The 18,033-nt window shown below is 42.8% G+C and carries 13 protein-coding genes; 12 read left to right on the top strand and 1 reads right to left on the bottom strand.

What is annotated here, in order from left to right:
- The first annotated feature begins 6 nt into the window (after positions 1 to 6).
- The 8 genes from RE476_RS02505 to RE476_RS02470 all read left to right on the top strand — a co-directional run bounded on the left by RE476_RS02505 (position 7) and on the right by RE476_RS02470 (position 10,372).
- Positions 7 to 891 carry a DUF58 domain-containing protein gene (locus RE476_RS02505; protein ID WP_309308825.1) on the top strand — a complete coding sequence of 295 codons (885 nt, stop codon included), beginning with the start codon at positions 7 to 9 and terminating at the stop codon, positions 889 to 891.
- Positions 891 to 2,765: a VWA domain-containing protein gene (locus tag RE476_RS02500; RefSeq protein WP_309308824.1), complete on the top strand. Its 1,875-nt coding sequence runs from the start codon at positions 891 to 893 to the stop codon at positions 2,763 to 2,765. Before RE476_RS02505 ends, RE476_RS02500 begins: the two co-directional genes overlap by 1 nt.
- Positions 2,765 to 5,212, top strand: coding sequence for a hypothetical protein (locus tag RE476_RS02495; RefSeq protein ID WP_309308823.1), 2,448 nt, complete (start codon positions 2,765 to 2,767; stop codon positions 5,210 to 5,212). The genes RE476_RS02500 and RE476_RS02495 overlap by 1 nt, the downstream gene beginning before the upstream one ends.
- A gap of 358 nt (positions 5,213 to 5,570) precedes the next feature.
- Entirely contained in the window at positions 5,571 to 6,155 is a 585-nt protein-coding gene (locus tag RE476_RS02490; protein WP_309308822.1) for a GTP-binding protein, read from the top strand.
- 274 nt (positions 6,156 to 6,429) lie between these two features.
- Entirely contained in the window at positions 6,430 to 7,734 is a 1,305-nt protein-coding gene (locus RE476_RS02485; protein WP_309308821.1) for an O-acetylhomoserine aminocarboxypropyltransferase/cysteine synthase family protein, read from the top strand.
- Complete coding sequence (gene metX, locus RE476_RS02480; RefSeq protein WP_309308820.1) at positions 7,731 to 9,203, top strand: homoserine O-acetyltransferase MetX; 1,473 nt, start codon at positions 7,731 to 7,733, stop codon at positions 9,201 to 9,203. Before RE476_RS02485 ends, metX begins: the two co-directional genes overlap by 4 nt.
- Positions 9,204 to 9,320: 117 nt before the next feature.
- A complete protein-coding gene (locus RE476_RS02475) occupies positions 9,321 to 9,683 on the top strand; it encodes an HTH domain-containing protein (RefSeq protein WP_309308819.1) in 363 nt (120 codons plus the stop codon).
- Between the two features lie 74 nt (positions 9,684 to 9,757).
- Positions 9,758 to 10,372 (top strand): 4Fe-4S binding protein, encoded by a 615-nt coding sequence (locus RE476_RS02470; RefSeq protein ID WP_309308818.1) that lies wholly within the window; start codon positions 9,758 to 9,760, stop codon positions 10,370 to 10,372.
- Between the two features lie 42 nt (positions 10,373 to 10,414).
- On the opposite strand, the gene RE476_RS02465 is transcribed toward RE476_RS02470, so the two are convergent.
- Positions 10,415 to 10,909 carry a DUF2115 domain-containing protein gene (locus RE476_RS02465; RefSeq protein WP_309308817.1) on the bottom strand — a complete coding sequence of 165 codons (495 nt, stop codon included), beginning with the start codon at positions 10,907 to 10,909 and terminating at the stop codon, positions 10,415 to 10,417.
- Between the two features lie 176 nt (positions 10,910 to 11,085).
- On the opposite strand from RE476_RS02465, the gene RE476_RS02460 reads away from it, so the two are divergent.
- The 4 genes from RE476_RS02460 (at position 11,086) to pdxS (ending at position 17,999) form a co-directional block, all read left to right on the top strand.
- Entirely contained in the window at positions 11,086 to 12,183 is a 1,098-nt protein-coding gene (locus tag RE476_RS02460) for a bactofilin family protein (RefSeq protein ID WP_309308816.1), read from the top strand.
- A gap of 404 nt (positions 12,184 to 12,587) precedes the next feature.
- On the top strand, positions 12,588 to 14,492 hold the full coding sequence (gene gyrB, locus RE476_RS02455) for a DNA topoisomerase (ATP-hydrolyzing) subunit B (protein ID WP_309308815.1): 1,905 nt from the start codon (positions 12,588 to 12,590) through the stop codon (positions 14,490 to 14,492).
- 11 nt (positions 14,493 to 14,503) lie between these two features.
- The gene (gene gyrA, locus RE476_RS02450) at positions 14,504 to 17,017 is read left to right on the top strand and encodes a DNA gyrase subunit A (protein ID WP_309308814.1); all 2,514 of its coding nucleotides are present in this window, start codon (positions 14,504 to 14,506) and stop codon (positions 17,015 to 17,017) included.
- Positions 17,018 to 17,102: 85 nt separating this feature from the next.
- Positions 17,103 to 17,999: a pyridoxal 5'-phosphate synthase lyase subunit PdxS gene (gene pdxS / locus RE476_RS02445; protein ID WP_309308813.1), complete on the top strand. Its 897-nt coding sequence runs from the start codon at positions 17,103 to 17,105 to the stop codon at positions 17,997 to 17,999.
- Positions 18,000 to 18,033 lie beyond the last annotated feature (34 nt).

The raw sequence follows: 18,033 nt of genomic DNA, 5'->3' as shown, positions 1-18,033 counted from the left end.
CTGGCTATGAGCGACAAGAGACATAATATCGATGTTGATTTTTTCAGGCAGCTTGACCGTTTTACCTTCATGGTAAAGAAAAGAGTGTCAACTGCCTATGCAGGTAGCAGACGCTCTATCCATAGCGGAAGAGGTCTGGACACCATTGGTTACAGGGAATACAACCGTGGTGACGAACTCAAATCCGTGGACTGGAAAGCTTATGCTAGGTCTGAGAGACTCTATGTACGCCAGTTCGAGGAAGACAAATCCCTGACAACACACATCCTGCTGGACTCCAGTAAGAGTATGGACTATACTGCCGGAGCTGCCCCAAGTAAGTTCGAGTATGCTACAATGCTTGCAGCTGGTTTTGCCTATCTGGTTACAAAGGATAACGATAAATTTGCAATATCCACATTTGCAGAAGATGTGGACATCACAAAACCCAGAAGAGGAAGAAAATACCTGCTTAATACAATCGAGCGACTTGAAACGGCCAGGGTAGGTGGAAAGACAGCTATTGATGAATGCACCATCCTGTACGGAAAAGCAATCCATTCACGTTCACTTGTCATAATTATCTCAGATTTCCTTCAGGACCCAAAGGAGATCGAATCTGCAATATATCGTTTTTCAGGTCATGACCTTATACTTGTCCAGGTACTTGACAGGACAGAAAGCACCCTCACTATCCACGGTCACAGCAGGCTCATAGACCTTGAATCAGGAGTAAAACTGGACACATACATCAGTGAAGATCTTAAAAGTGAGTATCAGGAAAAGTTAACAGAACATATTAACCATATCAAGGATACATGCAGCAGAGTTGGTGCAGAATTCTATACGTTCACAACAGACACCCCGATATTTGACGCGTTCTTCCACACCATCAGCAGGAGGAGATGGTAATGCCTTTTGATAATCCTCTTGCACTGGCAGGTCTTGTAAGTGTCATACCATTGATACTGCTCTACCTTCTCAGGCCAAAGCCACTTCAGGTCCTGGTCCCATCCCTCATGTTCCTTATGGACATCAAGGAAGAGAAAAAACGTTTCTATACATCTATTACAAAACTCATAAAAGACCCGCTTTTCCTTATACAATTACTTGTGCTCATACTCCTTGCAATGGCCGCAGCATCGCCTTTTCTTGAAACACAGGAAGCACTCAGCGGCGAGCACACGGTACTTATTATAGATGCATCTGCAAGCATGCAGACTGACAGCAGATTCAGCGATGCCATAGCAAAAGCCGAAGATTATGTTAGCAAGAAGAACAGCATCATACTTGCAGAGAGCACTCCGGTAACAGTGCTTGAAGGTGAAGGTTCGCAGGCAACCTATGACACACTTGACATCCTTGAAGCAAAAGCGACAGTTGCAGACCTGTCAAGCGCCATTTCAGCTGGCATGAGATTACTCTCAGATGAAGGTGGCAATATTGTCGTTATTTCCGATTTTACTAGCTGGAATGGTGATGACCCAGTTAATGCAATGAAGCTTGCTGAATCATACGGACTTACCGTCCAGTTCATCATTGTTGGTAATGATGCTGACAATGTAGGATTCATCCAGGGAAGCATTGAGGCTGTAGATGGCAGTTATACCTATACAGGAGTTGTGAAGAACTACAGGAACAGCAGACAGGTAGTGGATGTTGATATCAAGAATCTTGATAATGGGAAGACAAATGAGGCTTCACTAACCATCCCGGCACATTCAACAAAACAACTCCTGATCACAAATCTTGGAACGGGCATTACAGAAGTAAGATTAACAGATGATGACAGCCTTATGGTTGATAATATCGCTTACATATCCATTCCTAAGGTATCCGACAGACAATTGCTCTATGTAACAGATGTTGAAAACCTGCCATCACAGGTTGCACTTTCATTGATACCAACCATTCAGCTTAAACAGATCGATGGAGTACCTGATGACCTGTCAAAATACAGTATTGTTGTTATTGCAAATAAGGAAAGGGCACTTGCAAGCAATGAAATATCATCTCTTAACAGCTACCTCAATAATGGAGGAAGAGCTGTATTTATCGCCAGTGAGGCACTTTCAACTGAAAACGCAAAGACGGAATTACAGGAACTGCTCCCCTTAATACCGGAGTCTGTTGAAGATGCAGACAATGGTGTGACCCTTGAGGTCGTTCAGGAAACAAGGCTTAGTGAGGATATCAAATACGAAGAAGTTGCCATGTACCAATTCCTGAATGTAACCGAAAGGATCGATTCTACTACACTTGTCGCTACTGAAGAAAAGGTTCCCGTGCTGGCATATCATTCAGTCGGCGATGGAACAGTCGTCTATTTCGGAATCAATGATATTACCGGCGAGAATGCCTGGAACAATTTCCATAATCTTCCTGAGTATCCTGTATTCTGGTTCAAGCTGGCAGGATGGCTCGGAGGTACCGGTAGTGTTCAGGACTATAACCTTAAGACAGGAACTATTTCAGCACTGGCAAAGGAACAGGATATCGAGACTCCCAGCGGAACGGAAACAGTAACTCGTGTGCTTTATGATCAAAGCGGAGTCTACCAGGTAGCTGGAAAAGAAATAGCTGTTAATCTCTATAACGACAGGGAATCTGATACTACTCTTGAAGGAGATGACGTAATAGAACGTTCACAGGTAAACAATGGGCCTGAAATTGTTCGTGCCAGCTCCTATACCGCAAAGAACTATCTGGACATTTACATGATAATCATTGTTTTCATCCTGGTAATACTGGAACTGCTGATAATCAGAAAAAGAGGTGAGCTTTGATGGTCCAACTTGAAAATCCGGAGATGCTCTTGCTGATTATCCCCGCCCTTATTGCAGGCCTCTATCTACTGAAGAAGGGAACTAAAAAAGGACTTATTATCTCGCGTATCGTTGTTGCTATACTGCTCATCATTGCTCTTGCATCACCTTTCACACTCGTACCAAGGATCACAACAGATGATAATCCTGACCTTGTGATAATCTCGGATGAGACTGACAGTATGGAGTTGTTCGTTAACGGTACGGCATCTGAACTTTATGAAGCCATGACTGCTAAGACTTCTGCATCACTTGTCCGGCTCACAGGAGACAGCACTGCTCTTGGGGATGCTATTGTGCAGTATGCCACAGGAGACAACCAGATAGTGCTGGTCACTGATGGTAACAGCAATACAGGTGAAGAACTGGTAGATGCCCTGCAGTTTGCAAAGGAAACCGGCACTACAGTGTATTATGTTCAACCTGAACTGGAAGAGAATGATCTGACAGTGCAGATCGTAGGTGATAAGACAGTCATTCTCAAGAACGAGAACCAGTTCGACATTGTAGTATCCCAGGCAATGGACCAGGAAATAAGCTACAATTATGAATTATATAGTGATGATACGCTCATTAGAAGTGGCAAGGTCACACAAACAACACGTGAGAAAAGCATACCTGTAACACAGGTGAAATTCACAAAACTTGGCGCACATACTCTGAAAGCTATTATCAAGCCTTCCAGCTCTGATGTTGATCCTATCAACAATCAATATTACAAAGCTGTATATGCTATCCCTAAACCTACTATTCGTGCAATCGGTCTTGAAACCAATTCCCCGCTTGCAGATATATTGTTAAATCTCTATGATGTTTCAACTTCAGGGGAACTTAACAATATCGATACCAAGAAAGCAATAATTATCGATAATACTCATGCGAACTCATTCACAGAAGCCAATGTAGAAGAACTACAGGACTACCTCAATGACGGCAGAGGTATTGTTGTAGTGGGAGGAGACCGTTCCTATAATTATGGAGATTACCTTGACTCCCCTATCGAAGAGATATTACCGGTCCTCTCAAAGCCTACTGACTGGAGCGGCGGAAGGAACATTGTCCTGATATTGGATATATCACAAAGTACAGCCGCTCACGGAACTATTGCAGATATACTTGGAAACGCCATTAATATACTTCACAATGACAACCTGAGAGATGCTTATCTTGGAGTCATTGCTTTTGGCAGTGAAGGTATGGATGTATCCGGTGGACTACAATTCCTAGGGACTGCTTCGAATATTGAATTCCTTGAGTCTGAGATGGCAACGCTTACGCCTGGAAGTACAAGTGAAACGTCACTTAACGAAGGACTGGCGATAGCAGATGAGTGGCTGGATAATGAAGTTGGAGAACTGGAGATCATAATCATTTCTGATGGTGGAATTGAAAAATCATATGATGAAAGTCTTAAGGTTGCAGAAGATATAGTGGATAAAGGTGTGAATCTCTACTACATACACATCAGGTCAAGTGCGCCATCACAAGTTGATAATTATGGAAATTTCTATGCAGAAACATTGATGAATGAAGTAGGCGGTGTTTACTTCCACCTTGATGAAGGTGAAAGAGCAAATATAGAATTTGAAGACCTTCAGCAAACCGAGGATGAAGAGACTGCCGATATTGGTACGTACCCTCTTATTGAATACAATACCAAACATTTCATTACAAAGGACATTGAGATCGAAGGCAGCATTACAGGATACGATGACGTTACACCAAAAGCAGGAGCAGACCGGCTTATTATCACAAGTACAGGAAAACCTGTACTGACCACATGGCGATACGGACTCGGAAGGGTTGCTGCCCTTTCAACTGATAACGGACAGGGTGGAGAGAACATGTGGGCCACCCAATTGTATTCTGACAATAATTCAAAGCTCATATCCTCAACCGTGAACTGGGCGATCGGTAACCCAAGGGAAGAAACAGGAGCTGTTGTAAATGCACCAGATACATGGTACGGTACACCTGTAACCATCGAACTGACAATGTACGATGAAGGCATACCCACCCTGAAGCTGGATGGTGATGCTCTTGACCTATCACTTACAGGGAACAATGTCTATGAAGCTGTAATTAACCCAAGTCCTATAGGTCTGCATGACCTTTCCGGATATCCGGTAGCAGTGAATTATGCCCTCGAGTACCGTGATGTGGGGCTTAATGAGGAACTTCCTGCATTGATCAAATCATATGGCGGAAGCACCTATTCTGTGAACGAAGCAAGGGCAAAACTGTTTGAGGAAGCACAGGGGAACTCTGAAAAGCTTGTACGTGACAGTGTTAGCCAGAAAATATACTTCCTGCTTGCAGCTCTTATTATCTTCCTCGGGGAAGTCATTCTGAGAAGAATAAAAGAGATAAAGGAAATGAAGAAACTACAACAGGAAATAGAGACATAATATCTGGTTTTGTATGATACTTTCAGGATAAAACATAATCAAGCCGCCCGATAGCCAGAAAATGGTGGTTTATATTAACCACCTGATTATCTTTTTTGATTAAATTTTTACTATTCAATACTGAAAGTTTATTAATCAGTAAATCTCATAATAGAGTGAGTAACAATTACGTAAACGATTAAGCAGTGTTTCAGCGATGTGGGATTGCTGTGAACTGCAAAATGAACTGGTAACTCTAAGCTTAGCTTAGGCTTTAGAAATGCTAACTGCAGATAGAAAAGAGTGCCAAGATATAGCGGCAGAATAGAACATTATCAGGGCATTTAAGGATTTTTCAATTACAAATGGAGTGCACAATATGAAAGTAAGCATCATAGGCGGAGCAACGGGCAGTGGTAAAACAACAATGATTCTTGACCTTGCAAAATACCTTAACTCAATGGGAGAGAAAATAGGTGTTATCGTTCAGGAAACCGGGGAGGCAGACTATGATGAAAAGACACTTTCAGAACTGGGAATTAAGACAAAGGAAGTCAACAGCGTGTGTATACCATGCTCTCTTGACACAGATATCAGAAGCAACTTATTGACCCTTCAGGAAGAATTCAATCCTGATACGGTTTTCATTGAAACCGAGGAAACCGTACTTCCCCATAAGCTGAAAGCAGATGTTGAAAGAATGGCACTTCCTGAAACCGAATTGCTCCCGAGTATACTAATTATCAATTCAGCTGATTTCGAAACAAAAGCAGACCAGCTTATAGAGTATGCAAGAAAGCAGGTAGAAGGTGCAGAGATAATATGCATCAATATGATAGAACTTGATACAAAGGAACACATTTCTAACGTCAGAAAGCTTGTACAGGAACTGAATTCAACTGCAAAGGTACTTGAAAGTCCAAAGGTCAGGGAAGTTGCATTCCTGAAAATGCTTATTGTTTGACCGTATTTTATTACGGGAACAGAATCATATTTATATTCACAGCTTCTGGCTGTTTTCTTTTATTTTTATTCGATTTTAAAACCGGGTTTATTTTCTGCCCCGAACACTAAAAAACAAAAAAGAGTGAGTAAGTATAACAAATATTCAAAAGACAAAAACATACCATAACTACAGGTTATAATTTTCTTTGCCTTTATGCAAACATATATATAAAACTACATCAATCTGGTAATATCGCAATCAAATTGCATTCAACAAACCAAGAGGAAACAACATGGACAAGAAGAAATTTGGATTTAACACACTGGCCTTGCATGCAGGGCAGGAACCTGACCCTGTAACAGGATCACGTGCAGTACCAATCTACCAGACAGCATCATATACATTCAAGGATGCAGAACATGCAGCAAATCTTTTCGGACTGAAAGAGTTCGGGAACATTTACACAAGACTCATGAACCCTACTACCGATGTTCTTGAGAAAAGAGTAGCTGCAATTGAAGGTGGCACTGGTGCACTTGCTGTTTCTTCCGGAATGTCCGCTATCACTCTTGCAACACTCGGTGTCACAGGCCTTGGAGATGAGATCGTTGCAGCCGATAACCTTTATGGAGGAACATACCAGTTATTCAATAATACATTCCCGGGACTGGGAAGAAAAGTGCACTTTGTTGACTCTACAAAACCTGAAGAGTTCAAAAAAGCCATCACTCCAAAAACAAAAGCTATCTATACAGAGATAATCGGAAACCCGAAGCTTGACGTACCCAACCTTGAAGAGATCTCAAAAATTGCACATGATGCAGGCATACCACTCATAGTTGACAACACCGTAGGTATAGGCATTACCAAACCCATCGACTTTGGGGCTGATATCGTTGTACTCTCAGCAACCAAGTTCCTTGGAGGACATGGTACCTCAATTGGCGGAGTTATCGTAGATTCCGGTAATTTCAACTGGGGCAACGGGAAATTCCCAGGATTAACAGAACCTGATCCAGGTTACCATGGCCTGAAATACTGGGAAACATTTGGTGATTTCCCCGAACTTGGAAACATTGCTTTCATAATCAAAATGAGGGTTCACCTCCTACGTGACCTCGGACCTGCACTGAGTCCGTTCAATTCATTCCTCTTCCTTCAGGGACTGGAAACACTACCATTGAGGGTTGAGAGGCACAGTAGCAACGCACTGAAAGTAGCAGAATTCCTTAATGAGCATCCTGATGTCGAATGGGTGAACTATCCGGGACTTAAGGACCATCCAAGCCATGAACTGGCCACAAAATATCTGAATGGTAAATACGGGGCAATCCTTGGTTTTGGAATAAAAGGCGGTTTGGAAGCCGGAAAGAAATTCATTGACAGTGTAGAGCTGCTCTCACACCTGGCAAACATAGGTGACGCAAAGACCCTTGTAATCCATCCGGCTTCAACCACACACCAGCAACTGACTTTCGAAGAGAGAAAATCCACAGGTGTAACCGATGATTTCATCAGAATGTCTGTCGGGCTTGAAGATGTTGAAGATATTATAGCAGACATAAGCCAGGCACTGGAAAGGTCGCAAAAACTATGAAAAAAGAAAACATAGGCATTGTTGAAACTCAGGTTTTCAACCTGCCTCACGAACTTGAACTGGAAAACGGTGAAAAGCTCCGGGATGTGCAGCTTGCCTATGAAACCTACGGAAAGCTGAACCCTGAAAAAAGTAATGCAATTCTCATCTGCCATGCACTCACGGGAGATGCACATGCAGCAGGATTGCATAAAGGGGATAGCAAATCCGGATGGTGGGACATAATGATCGGGCCGGGTAAGACCATTGATACCGACCGGTACTTCGTTATTTGTTCCAATGTACTTGGAGGATGTAAGGGCTCTACAGGCCCTTCTTCCATAAATCCTGAAACTGGAAAACAGTACGGTGCTGATTTTCCGTTCATCACCGTTGCCGACATGGTAAAAGCACAGAAAGAGCTTGTGGACCATTTTGGGATACAAAAACTCTTTGCAGTTATCGGCGGCTCAATGGGAGGAGTACAGGTACTCCAGTGGTCAGTCACATATCCGGACTATGTGACAAAAGCAATAGCTATTGCAACCACAGCCCGTTCATCACCTCAACAGATAGCATTCAATGAGGTCGCCAGAATAGCAATATTATCCGACCCCAAATGGAATAATGGGGATTATTACTCTGGATCTGCACCTACGCATGGACTGGCACTTGCAAGAATGATAGGGCACATAACATACCTGAGCGACGCTTCAATGCACCAGAAATTCGGACGGAAACTGCAGAACAAAGAACAATATGATTACAACCTTGGTTTTGATTTTGAGGTTGAGAGTTACCTGCATTATCAGGGCCAGTCATTCACAAAACGCTTTGATGCAAATTCCTATCTCTATATAACCAAGGCACTTGATTACTTCGACCTTTCCAGAAAAGAGTCACTAATAGAAGGAATGAAGACTGCAAAAGCAAAGTTCCTCATAGTTGCTGTCAGTTCTGACTGGCTGTATCCACCTTACCAGTCCAGAGAGATCGTATCCGCATTAAGTGCAAATGAGCTGGATGTAACTTACAGGGAGATAGAATCCAATTACGGACATGATGCATTCCTGCTGGAATCCGGCCAGTTAGGTTATCTGATAGGCAATTTCCTTTCACATACAATTGTTTCCGATGTGATGAGAAATGATATCGTATCGATCAGGCAGGGTATCAGCATAGAGGAAACAGCCAGGGTAATGTTTGAAAAAGGAATAACACATCTGCCGGTAGTCACAGAGAATGATGAACTGACAGGAATTGTTACCTCCTGGGATATTTCCAAGGCAGTTGCACTTAAGTGCAAAACCCTTGATGGAATAATGACAAAGGATGTCCTCACAGTAAAAGGAAACGAGGACATTGAAACTGCTGCTAAGAAAATGGAACAGAACAATATTTCTGCCCTTCCCGTTGTCGATGATGATAATAAGATAATAGGCATCATCGGCAGCGAGGAGATCAACCGCCTGATAGGCGGCTACAGGTAAGTTCCATTTTAACTCTTTTTTAGTACTTCTGTTTTTTTACAGTTTTCTACAGTACTTGAAACCCTTTATATATTACTGATGCTTTGATACAGTACTGTCAGATAACAGAGGTATTACATGGTTGACTTTGCCTGTAAAGAGTTTGAAATCGAAGCTGTCATCAAATGTGGTCTGAACCTTACAAAAGCCGAACTCCAGATATTGAAATATTTCCTGCAATACGGGCAGGACTGGCTTACAACAGAAAGCATAGCCGAAGAGCTGGAGCTTAACCTTTCAACGGTTCAGAGAAGTGTAAAGAAACTCTATGAAAGGAAGATACTCATTCGCTCCCAGAACAACATGGATGGTGGTGGATATTTCTTTGTCTATAAAATACGCAGCAAGAAGGATATCCACGAACTTATCATGGAGATCGTTAACAGCTGGGTAAAACGTGTTGACAGCGAACTCCAGTCATGGGCAGATGAAAACCAGTGAATCAATTGAATTTCACGTATTAATACCGATTTCAATCCATCAAATTTAAAACATCATTAATAAAGGGTGAAAAAGTGCTAAAAATTACTCCACATCTTGGAATACTTGTCATTATCGTATCAATTGCAGGACTCTGGTTCCCGCTGCTTGGATATTTCCTGATGCTTGTATTCGCAACACTGCTTGTCACAAGTTACTTCAGGGGAAGATGGTTCTGTGGGAATCTCTGTCCCAGAGGAAGTTTCAATGACTTCTGGGTTGGCAAAATAACACGCAATAAAAAGATCCCTGCAATTCTCAGAAGCTACTGGATCAGAATCCCATTGTTCCTCCTGATGATGGGATTCATGGGTTACAGGCTGCTCAGCACACAGGGACTTATCAACCAGATAGGCATGGTTTTCGTAATCATGTGCCTTGTAACAACAACTATCGCACTGGTCACAGGAGCAAGCATCAGTCCACGTACATGGTGCACATTCTGCCCAATGGGAACTGTCCAGAATATCATCGGCGGAAGCAAGTACCAGCTGAAGGTCGATGATTCAAAGTGCATCAACTGTAACAAGTGCGAAAAGAGCTGTCCAATGCAGCTTGAAGTTCACAACAACAGCAAGAAACCGGACTGTATCAAGTGCGGAAGATGCATAACTGCATGTCCAACAAAGGCACTGGCATTCGAAGCCTGAACTCAGGTTCAGGCACTACCTCCTTTTTTCATTTTTTGCATCCTATTCTAATTCTGAATTATCCTTACAGATACAGAACTCACAAAAAGAGATATTGGTCTCTGATTGCTTGCCCTTAACAGGACAGTAATAATGCGGTTCTTTCTGAGTTATCCTCATGCCACCCGGAAAGATCATCCCAACAGGATGCAATGGCTCTTTTACTATGAAGACCAGATATGCAAGGACAAGACTACTCAGTCTTGTTAAAGCCTCTCTTTTTCTGTCATCTGGATAGCTTTTATCCTTTATGCTGCCCAGAAGGGAGGCGTATTCCTCTGCATCAAGTTCTTCTTCGATCCCAATCTCCTTATGTCCTTTCAACCTGAGGAAGTTCTCGTAAAGGAAAGTGAAGTAATCAGATGAATAGATCGTCTTGTACGGTTCCGGAACGTGTTCTACAGCCCCCATGATAGCAGCCCGGGCAAGGCTCAGGTCCTCATTGGAGATGTATCGGGCCTCTTTTTTGAGTTCATTTAGGAGTTCTGATCTGTTCATCCTGTTCAGGACTAATCTTGGGTGAAAGTACATAAGTGTTTATTCCAGAGATAATTAAAAGCCTCAGTAAAACCGCCAGATTCTTTTTTGTTCATTGAGAACAATAACTTTTAATTAAGCATTTGTTCCATAGGATACAATGCTGTTTGGGGCAAATCAATAAAGGGGAGTATAGTATGAAAATCCAGTTTCGTATTTTGTTAAAATTGCTTATTGTTGTCTTTGTACTTAGCTATCCTGCATCAGCTTTTACCACCATTGAAAGTGGGGATACAATAGTCATAGACGATGTTATAGATGATGATGTTTACATCGCCGGTAACAATATAATTATCAAAGGGACTATTAACGGGGATTTGATCGTTGCCGGTGGTATGGTGGACATTCAGGGAAATATCACACAGGACCTTATAGTAGCTGCCGGGGATGTTACCATAACAGGTAACGTAGGTGATGATGTAAGAGCTGCAGCCGGGACGTTAACAATTACCGGATATGTACATGATGACCTTATCTCATTTACAGGTGATACTAAAATATCCGATACCGGAGCCGTTGGTGGTGACTTCACATCTGCATCAGGCCAGTTGAACTTACTTGGAGATATAGGTGGAAACATCACAGGATCTGGTGGTGAAGTCACACTTGGTGGCACTGTGGGTGGAAGTGTAGACCTGACCACAGGACAGCTTGTGGTACTGCCGGATGCATACATTACTGGCAATCTCAAATACCGAAGTCCTGAAAGTGCAGATGTTCCAGCCGAAACAGTAGGAAAAGAGACCGACTTCCTGCAGGAGAAATATGATGACAAGAAGAATGATTCATTTTCTATAATTTTATGGTTCATAGGATATCTTGCACTTGTGCTGATAGGCCTTCTGGGAATGGCAATCTGGCCAAAGCAGATACAAAATATAGCTTCGAAGACCCCGGAAGCACCTGGGAAAGCTTTCCTCACCGGTCTTGGAATATTTGTAGCATCCTTTGTACTCGTATTCCTGCTATTTGTCACCCTGATAGGTATCCCTCTGGGGATGCTACTCATGGGTTTGATATTTGCAGCTCTCTATATCGCAAGGATATTCACAGCTCTCTGGCTTGGAAAATATTTGTTCATGAAAGTCGGGAAAGAATCCAAACCCTGGACAAAGATGGCACTTGGTATCTTTGTCCTGCTTCTTGTGGGTGAAATACCCATCATAGGAGCACTGGCCTATATGGCTGCCACTTGCATACCTGTTGGAAATATGTACTACGCAGCAAGAGAGTAAGAAAGGATAGAAGAATAGATAGTGGAAAGGACACAACTGTCCTTTCATTTTTTAATCCAATTGCTATTCTTAAATGGAAAAAAGTTAACTTAGCATTATCGTTGTATTTTATATATAATAGGGTTTTTTGGAATGATTTAGCATCAAATTAGAAGGATTTCTAGCTTATCAGAGTTGCTAAAGTTTTATTCATACACTTTTTTAAACAAATTTATATAAACATTTAATAAGCATGAATGCATAATAAAAAGCCAAGCTAATTAGATAAAAATAAGAGCCTAGAGATTCAAAATAAATATTTCTTTGACTGTATTTTGAAGGACGATTGAGTATACGTTTTAGAGATGTATAGATTAGACATTATTATTTGAGGATTATGAATTTTTTCACGGAGCTGTATTTAAATGAGTGAAAAACAGGCTTATGATGCAAGCAATATCCAGGTACTCGAGGGACTTGAAGCTGTTCGCAAACGACCGAGCATGTACATCGGAAGTATTGATAGCAGGGGCCTTCACCATCTTGTGTATGAAGTAGTTGACAACAGTATTGATGAGGCTCTGGCCGGATACTGTACACAGATAGACGTAGCGATAAACCATGACGGAACTATCACCGTTCAGGATAATGGAAGAGGAATTCCGGTAGGAACCCACCCCAAGTACAAAAAATCAGCACTTGAAGTCGTTATGACCGTTCTCCATGCAGGCGGTAAATTTGATAAGGATACTTATAAAGTATCAGGCGGTCTTCATGGAGTTGGTGTATCTGTTGTAAATGCACTCTCTGAATGGATGGAAGTTGAGGTTCAGCGTGATGGAAAGGTATATTACCAGCGTTATCAGCGTGGAGCACCAGTGGATGACGTGCTTGAGATAGGTGAGGCTGATGGCACAGGAACAAAATCTACTTTCATGCCGGATTCAAAGATATTTGAGACCACTAAATTTGCATATGATACTCTGGTTACAAGACTTCGTGAACTTGCATTCCTCAACAGAGGCATAAAGATCAGCATAGCAGACAATAGAACTGAGGAACCTGTTGCAGAAGTTTTTGAATACGAAGGCGGTATTGTCTCTTTCGTAAAACACCTTAATGTCAACAGGACTGTCCTGCATGATTCCCCCATATACTTTGAGCGGACAAAGGACGATACCATTGTTGAGATATCAATGCAGTATACGGACAACTATGCTGAATATGTTTACTCTTTTGTCAATAACATAAATACTCATGAAGGCGGTACGCACCTTGTAGGTTTTAAGGCGGCACTTACCAGGGTTGCTAACGATTATATCAAAAAGAACAATCTTGCCAAGGGTGACCTAAAACTCTCTGGTGAGGATATCCGTGAAGGACTCACTGCCATTATAAGTGTCAAACTGACAGAACCACAATTTGAAGGACAGACCAAGACCAAACTTGGTAATAGTGACGTAAAAGGAATTGTGGAATCCATGGTTTCTGAAGGACTTTCTGAATTCATGGAAGAAAACCCCAAGGTTGCCACCGCTATCCTGCAAAAAGCACTGGATGCACAACGCGCAAGGGAAGCTGCAAAGAAAGCAAGGGAACTCACAAGAAGAAAGAGCGCACTTGAAGTAGGCACACTCCCAGGAAAACTTGCAGATTGTTCAGAGAAGGACCCATCACTCAGTGAACTATATCTTGTGGAAGGAGACTCTGCAGGAGGTTCAGCTAAACAGGGAAGGGACCGAAAATACCAGGCCATTCTGCCTCTCAGGGGTAAGATCCTCAACGTTGAAAAATCCCGTCTGACAAAGATCCTCAAGAACAATGAGATCATTTCATTTATCACAGCCATGGGAACAAGCATTGGTGACGAATATGATATTGAGAAGGCACGTTACCACAAAGTTATCATTATGACTGATGCGGATGTTGATGGAGCACACATCAGGACACTTATACTTACACTATTCTTCAGGTACATGAAACCCATGATAGATGCCGGTTATGTGTATATAGCACAGCCTCCGCTCTATCGTGTGAAGAAAGGCAAGGGAGATTATTATGTCTACTCTGACCGCGAACTTGCTGCAAAGCTGGAAGAGATTGGTGACAAGAACGTAACTCTCCAGCGATACAAGGGTCTTGGAGAAATGAACCCTGAACAGCTATGGGAAACAACAATGAACCCTGAGACAAGGACACTACTGCAGGTCACAATGGAAGATGCGGTTGCTGCAGATGAGATATTCACAGTCCTGATGGGAGATGATGTGGCCCCACGTAAGCATTTTATCACGACACATGCAAAAGATGTCGCTAACCTGGATGTATGAGGTGAAGAAAAATGGCAGATAATATTGATAATGAAAATATTCAGGATAACGATTCATCAAACACATCCGAAGATGAGGTTCCTTTTGACATCCAGCCTACGGAAACAGGTGAAAAGATACTCCCTATTCTCATTGAAGATGAGATGAAGAAGTCATTCATGGACTATGCGATGAGTGTAATCGTGAGTCGTGCATTACCTGATGCAAGGGACGGTCTGAAGCCGGTTCACCGCAGGATACTCTATGCCATGAAAGAGGCAGGCATCACCTACGACAAAGCCTACAAGAAGTCAGCCCGTGTAGTGGGAGACGTTCTTGGTAAGTACCACCCACATGGTGATACTGCGGTTTATGATTCCCTTGTCAGGATGGTCCAGGAATTCTCACTGAGGTATCCATTCATAGACGGACAGGGTAACTTCGGTTCTATTGATGGTGACTCCGCTGCTGCCATGCGTTACACTGAAGTTCGCATGGACAAGATATGCGATGAGATGCTTTTAGATATCGATAAGGAGACTGTTTCCACACGTCCAAACTATGATGGTTCCCTTCAGGAGCCGACTGTTCTTCCGGCGAAACTTCCAAATCTTCTTATCAATGGTTCCACTGGTATTGCTGTGGGTATGGCCACCAATATGGCACCTCACAATCTTACTGAAGTGATCAATGCAACTTTAATGCTCATTGATAATTCCGATGTGACAATTTCCCAAATGATGACCGTGATCAAAGGACCTGATTTTCCTACCGGTGGTGTCATACTTGGTTCCCAGGGAATAAGATCAGCTTATGAAACAGGTCGTGGGAAAGTACTGATCAGAGCTGTTGCCGAAATAGAGGAGATGAAAAAGGACAAGTACCGTATAATTGTCACAGAACTCCCTTATCAGGTCAACAAGGCAAAACTCATTGAGGATATAGCCACCCTTGTCAGGGAAAAGAGAGTCACCGGTGTAACAGACCTTCGTGATGAATCCGACCGTGAAGGAATACGTGTTGTTGTGGAACTGAGCCGTGGTACCAATGCAAATGTAGTACTGAACCAGCTCTACAAACACACCCAGATGCAGACAACCTTTGGTATAATCAATCTTGCACTTGTTGATGATGTACCACGGGAACTGAACCTGAAACAAATACTGAGAATATACCTGGAACACCGTGTCGATGTTATACAGAGACGTACCCTGTTCCTGCTTAAAAAGGCAGAAGATAGGGCCCATATATTAAAAGGTCTGAAGATCGCCCTTGATCACCTTGATGCGGTCATATCACTCATACGCTCTTCCAAAACTGTGGAAGATGCAAGAGAAGGACTCATTTCAGAATTCGGGCTTGATGAACTACAGGCAAAGGCCATTCTTGATATGCGCCTGCAAAAGCTCACTGGTCTTGAAAGGCAGAAGATCGATGATGAGTACGATGAACTTGTCAAGCGTATTGCTGAATTGAAAGAGATCATTGAAAGCGAAGAAAAGAAATATGGCATTATCAGGGAGGAACTGGAAGACCTGAAAGAACGCTTCGGTGACCAGCGAAGAACTGCCATCAAATCCTCTGTTGAGGAACTGGAGAATGAGGACCTTATTCCTGAAGAGGATATGGTAGTGACAATCACCAACAGCGGATACATCAAAAGGCTTCCTGTTGATACGTATTCCCAGCAGCACAGAGGCGGAAAAGGCGTAATAGGCATGGATACCAAGGAAGAGGATTTCGTGGTGGACATCTTTGTTGCCTCTACGCATGATTATATAATGTTCTTCACCAATAGGGGCCGTGTACACTGGCGAAAGGTGTATGAGATACCGGAAGGTAGCAGGCAGTCCCGTGGCAAAGCTATCGTTAACCTGCTTGAACTTGATGAAGGTGAACTGGTAACGGCCATGATACCTGTTAGTGAGTTTAAGGAGGATATGTTCCTCTTCATGGCTACACGCATGGGTACGGTCAAGAAAAGTCAGCTTTCCGATTTCAGTAACCCACGTAAGAAAGGTATAATTGCCATAAGCCTTGCTGACGATGATGAACTTGTCAATGTTGCACTCACTGACGGTTTCAGGGACATGGTAATGGTCTCAAGACATGGTAAAGCAATACGATTCCCTGAGGATGAAGTACGTGTAATGGGTCGCAGTGCCAGGGGTGTCCGTGGAATGAACCTGGAAGCCGGTGATATGGTAGTCAGCCTTGATATGGTAGACGAGACCGCTTCACTTCTCACAGTGACCGAGAATGGTTTTGGTAAGAGGACGGAGTTTGAGGAATACAGATCAATGCACAGGGGAGGCCGTGGTGTCATAACCATCGTTACAAGCCTGCGTAACGGACCTGTCATCAATGTCAAATCAGTCCATGAAGATGACGACATTATCCTCACCAGTTCAGAAGGTATCATCATTCGCATTCCGGTGAAGGATGTTCGCGTTCAGGGAAGGAACACGCAGGGAGTAAAAATAATGGATGTTCGTGCCAGCGACAAGGTTGTTGGTGTGGCGAGATTAAAAGCTGAAGAAGACTAGATGTAAATGCTTTTAAGCATTAACTATATTAAGTAGTCTGAGTAGCTAAGCATTAAAATTCACATAACTAATTCAGGATGATATTATGGAACTTGAGAAATTAAGACACGGTACTGAGCTTATAAAGCGCGGCTTTGCAAAGATGCAAAAAGGTGGCGTAATTATGGACGTCGTAAACCCAGAACAGGCAAAGATCGCAGAAGAAGCAGGAGCTGTTGCTGTTATGGCACTTCAGGCCGTACCTGCTGACATCAGAAAAGAAGGAGGAGTGGCAAGAATGGCAGATCCTCAGATAGTTGCAGACATAATTGCTGCTGTAACTATTCCTGTAATGGGAAAAGCACGTATCGGTCACTTTGTAGAGGCTGAAATTCTAGAGGCTCTTGGTGTTGATATGGTGGATGAGTCCGAAGTACTCACACCTGCTGACAACAGCTACCACATTGACAAGACAGAGTTCACTGTACCATTTGTTTGTGGTGCAAGAAATCTTGGTGAAGCACTTCGCAGAATCAACGAAGGCGCTGCAATGATACGCACAAAGGGCGAAGCTGGAACTGGTGATGTCAGTGAAGCTGTCAAGCACATGAAGCAGATCCTTGGAGAGATCCGCATGTTAAAGGGCATGACAAAGGAAGAACTCATTGCAGTTGCTCGTGATATTGAAGCTCCGATCGAGCTTGTAATGGAAACCGCAGAAATGCAGCGTATTCCTGTTGTTAACTTTGCAGCAGGCGGTGTTGCAACACCAGCAGATGCAGCTCTTATGATGCGCATGGGTGCTGATGGTGTGTTTGTTGGCTCCGGAATCTTCAAGTCAGAGAATCCAGAACTGATGGCAAAGGCCATTGTTGAGGCTGTCAACAACTATGATAATCCTAAAGTGCTTGCAGAGGTATCAAAGGGTATTGGCGCAGGTATGAAAGGTATCAGTGTTGGCTCCATTCCTGATGAAGATATTTTGCAGAACCGTGGATGGTAATCCCATCCCAACTATTCTTTTTTAAATTCATTTA

The organism is Methanolobus mangrovi (assembly GCF_031312535.1).
GTDB classification, from domain to species: Archaea; Halobacteriota; Methanosarcinia; order Methanosarcinales; family Methanosarcinaceae; genus Methanolobus; species Methanolobus mangrovi.
The sequence above is the reverse complement of the archived record's forward strand: the minus strand, read 5'-3'. Positions and strand labels throughout refer to the sequence as shown.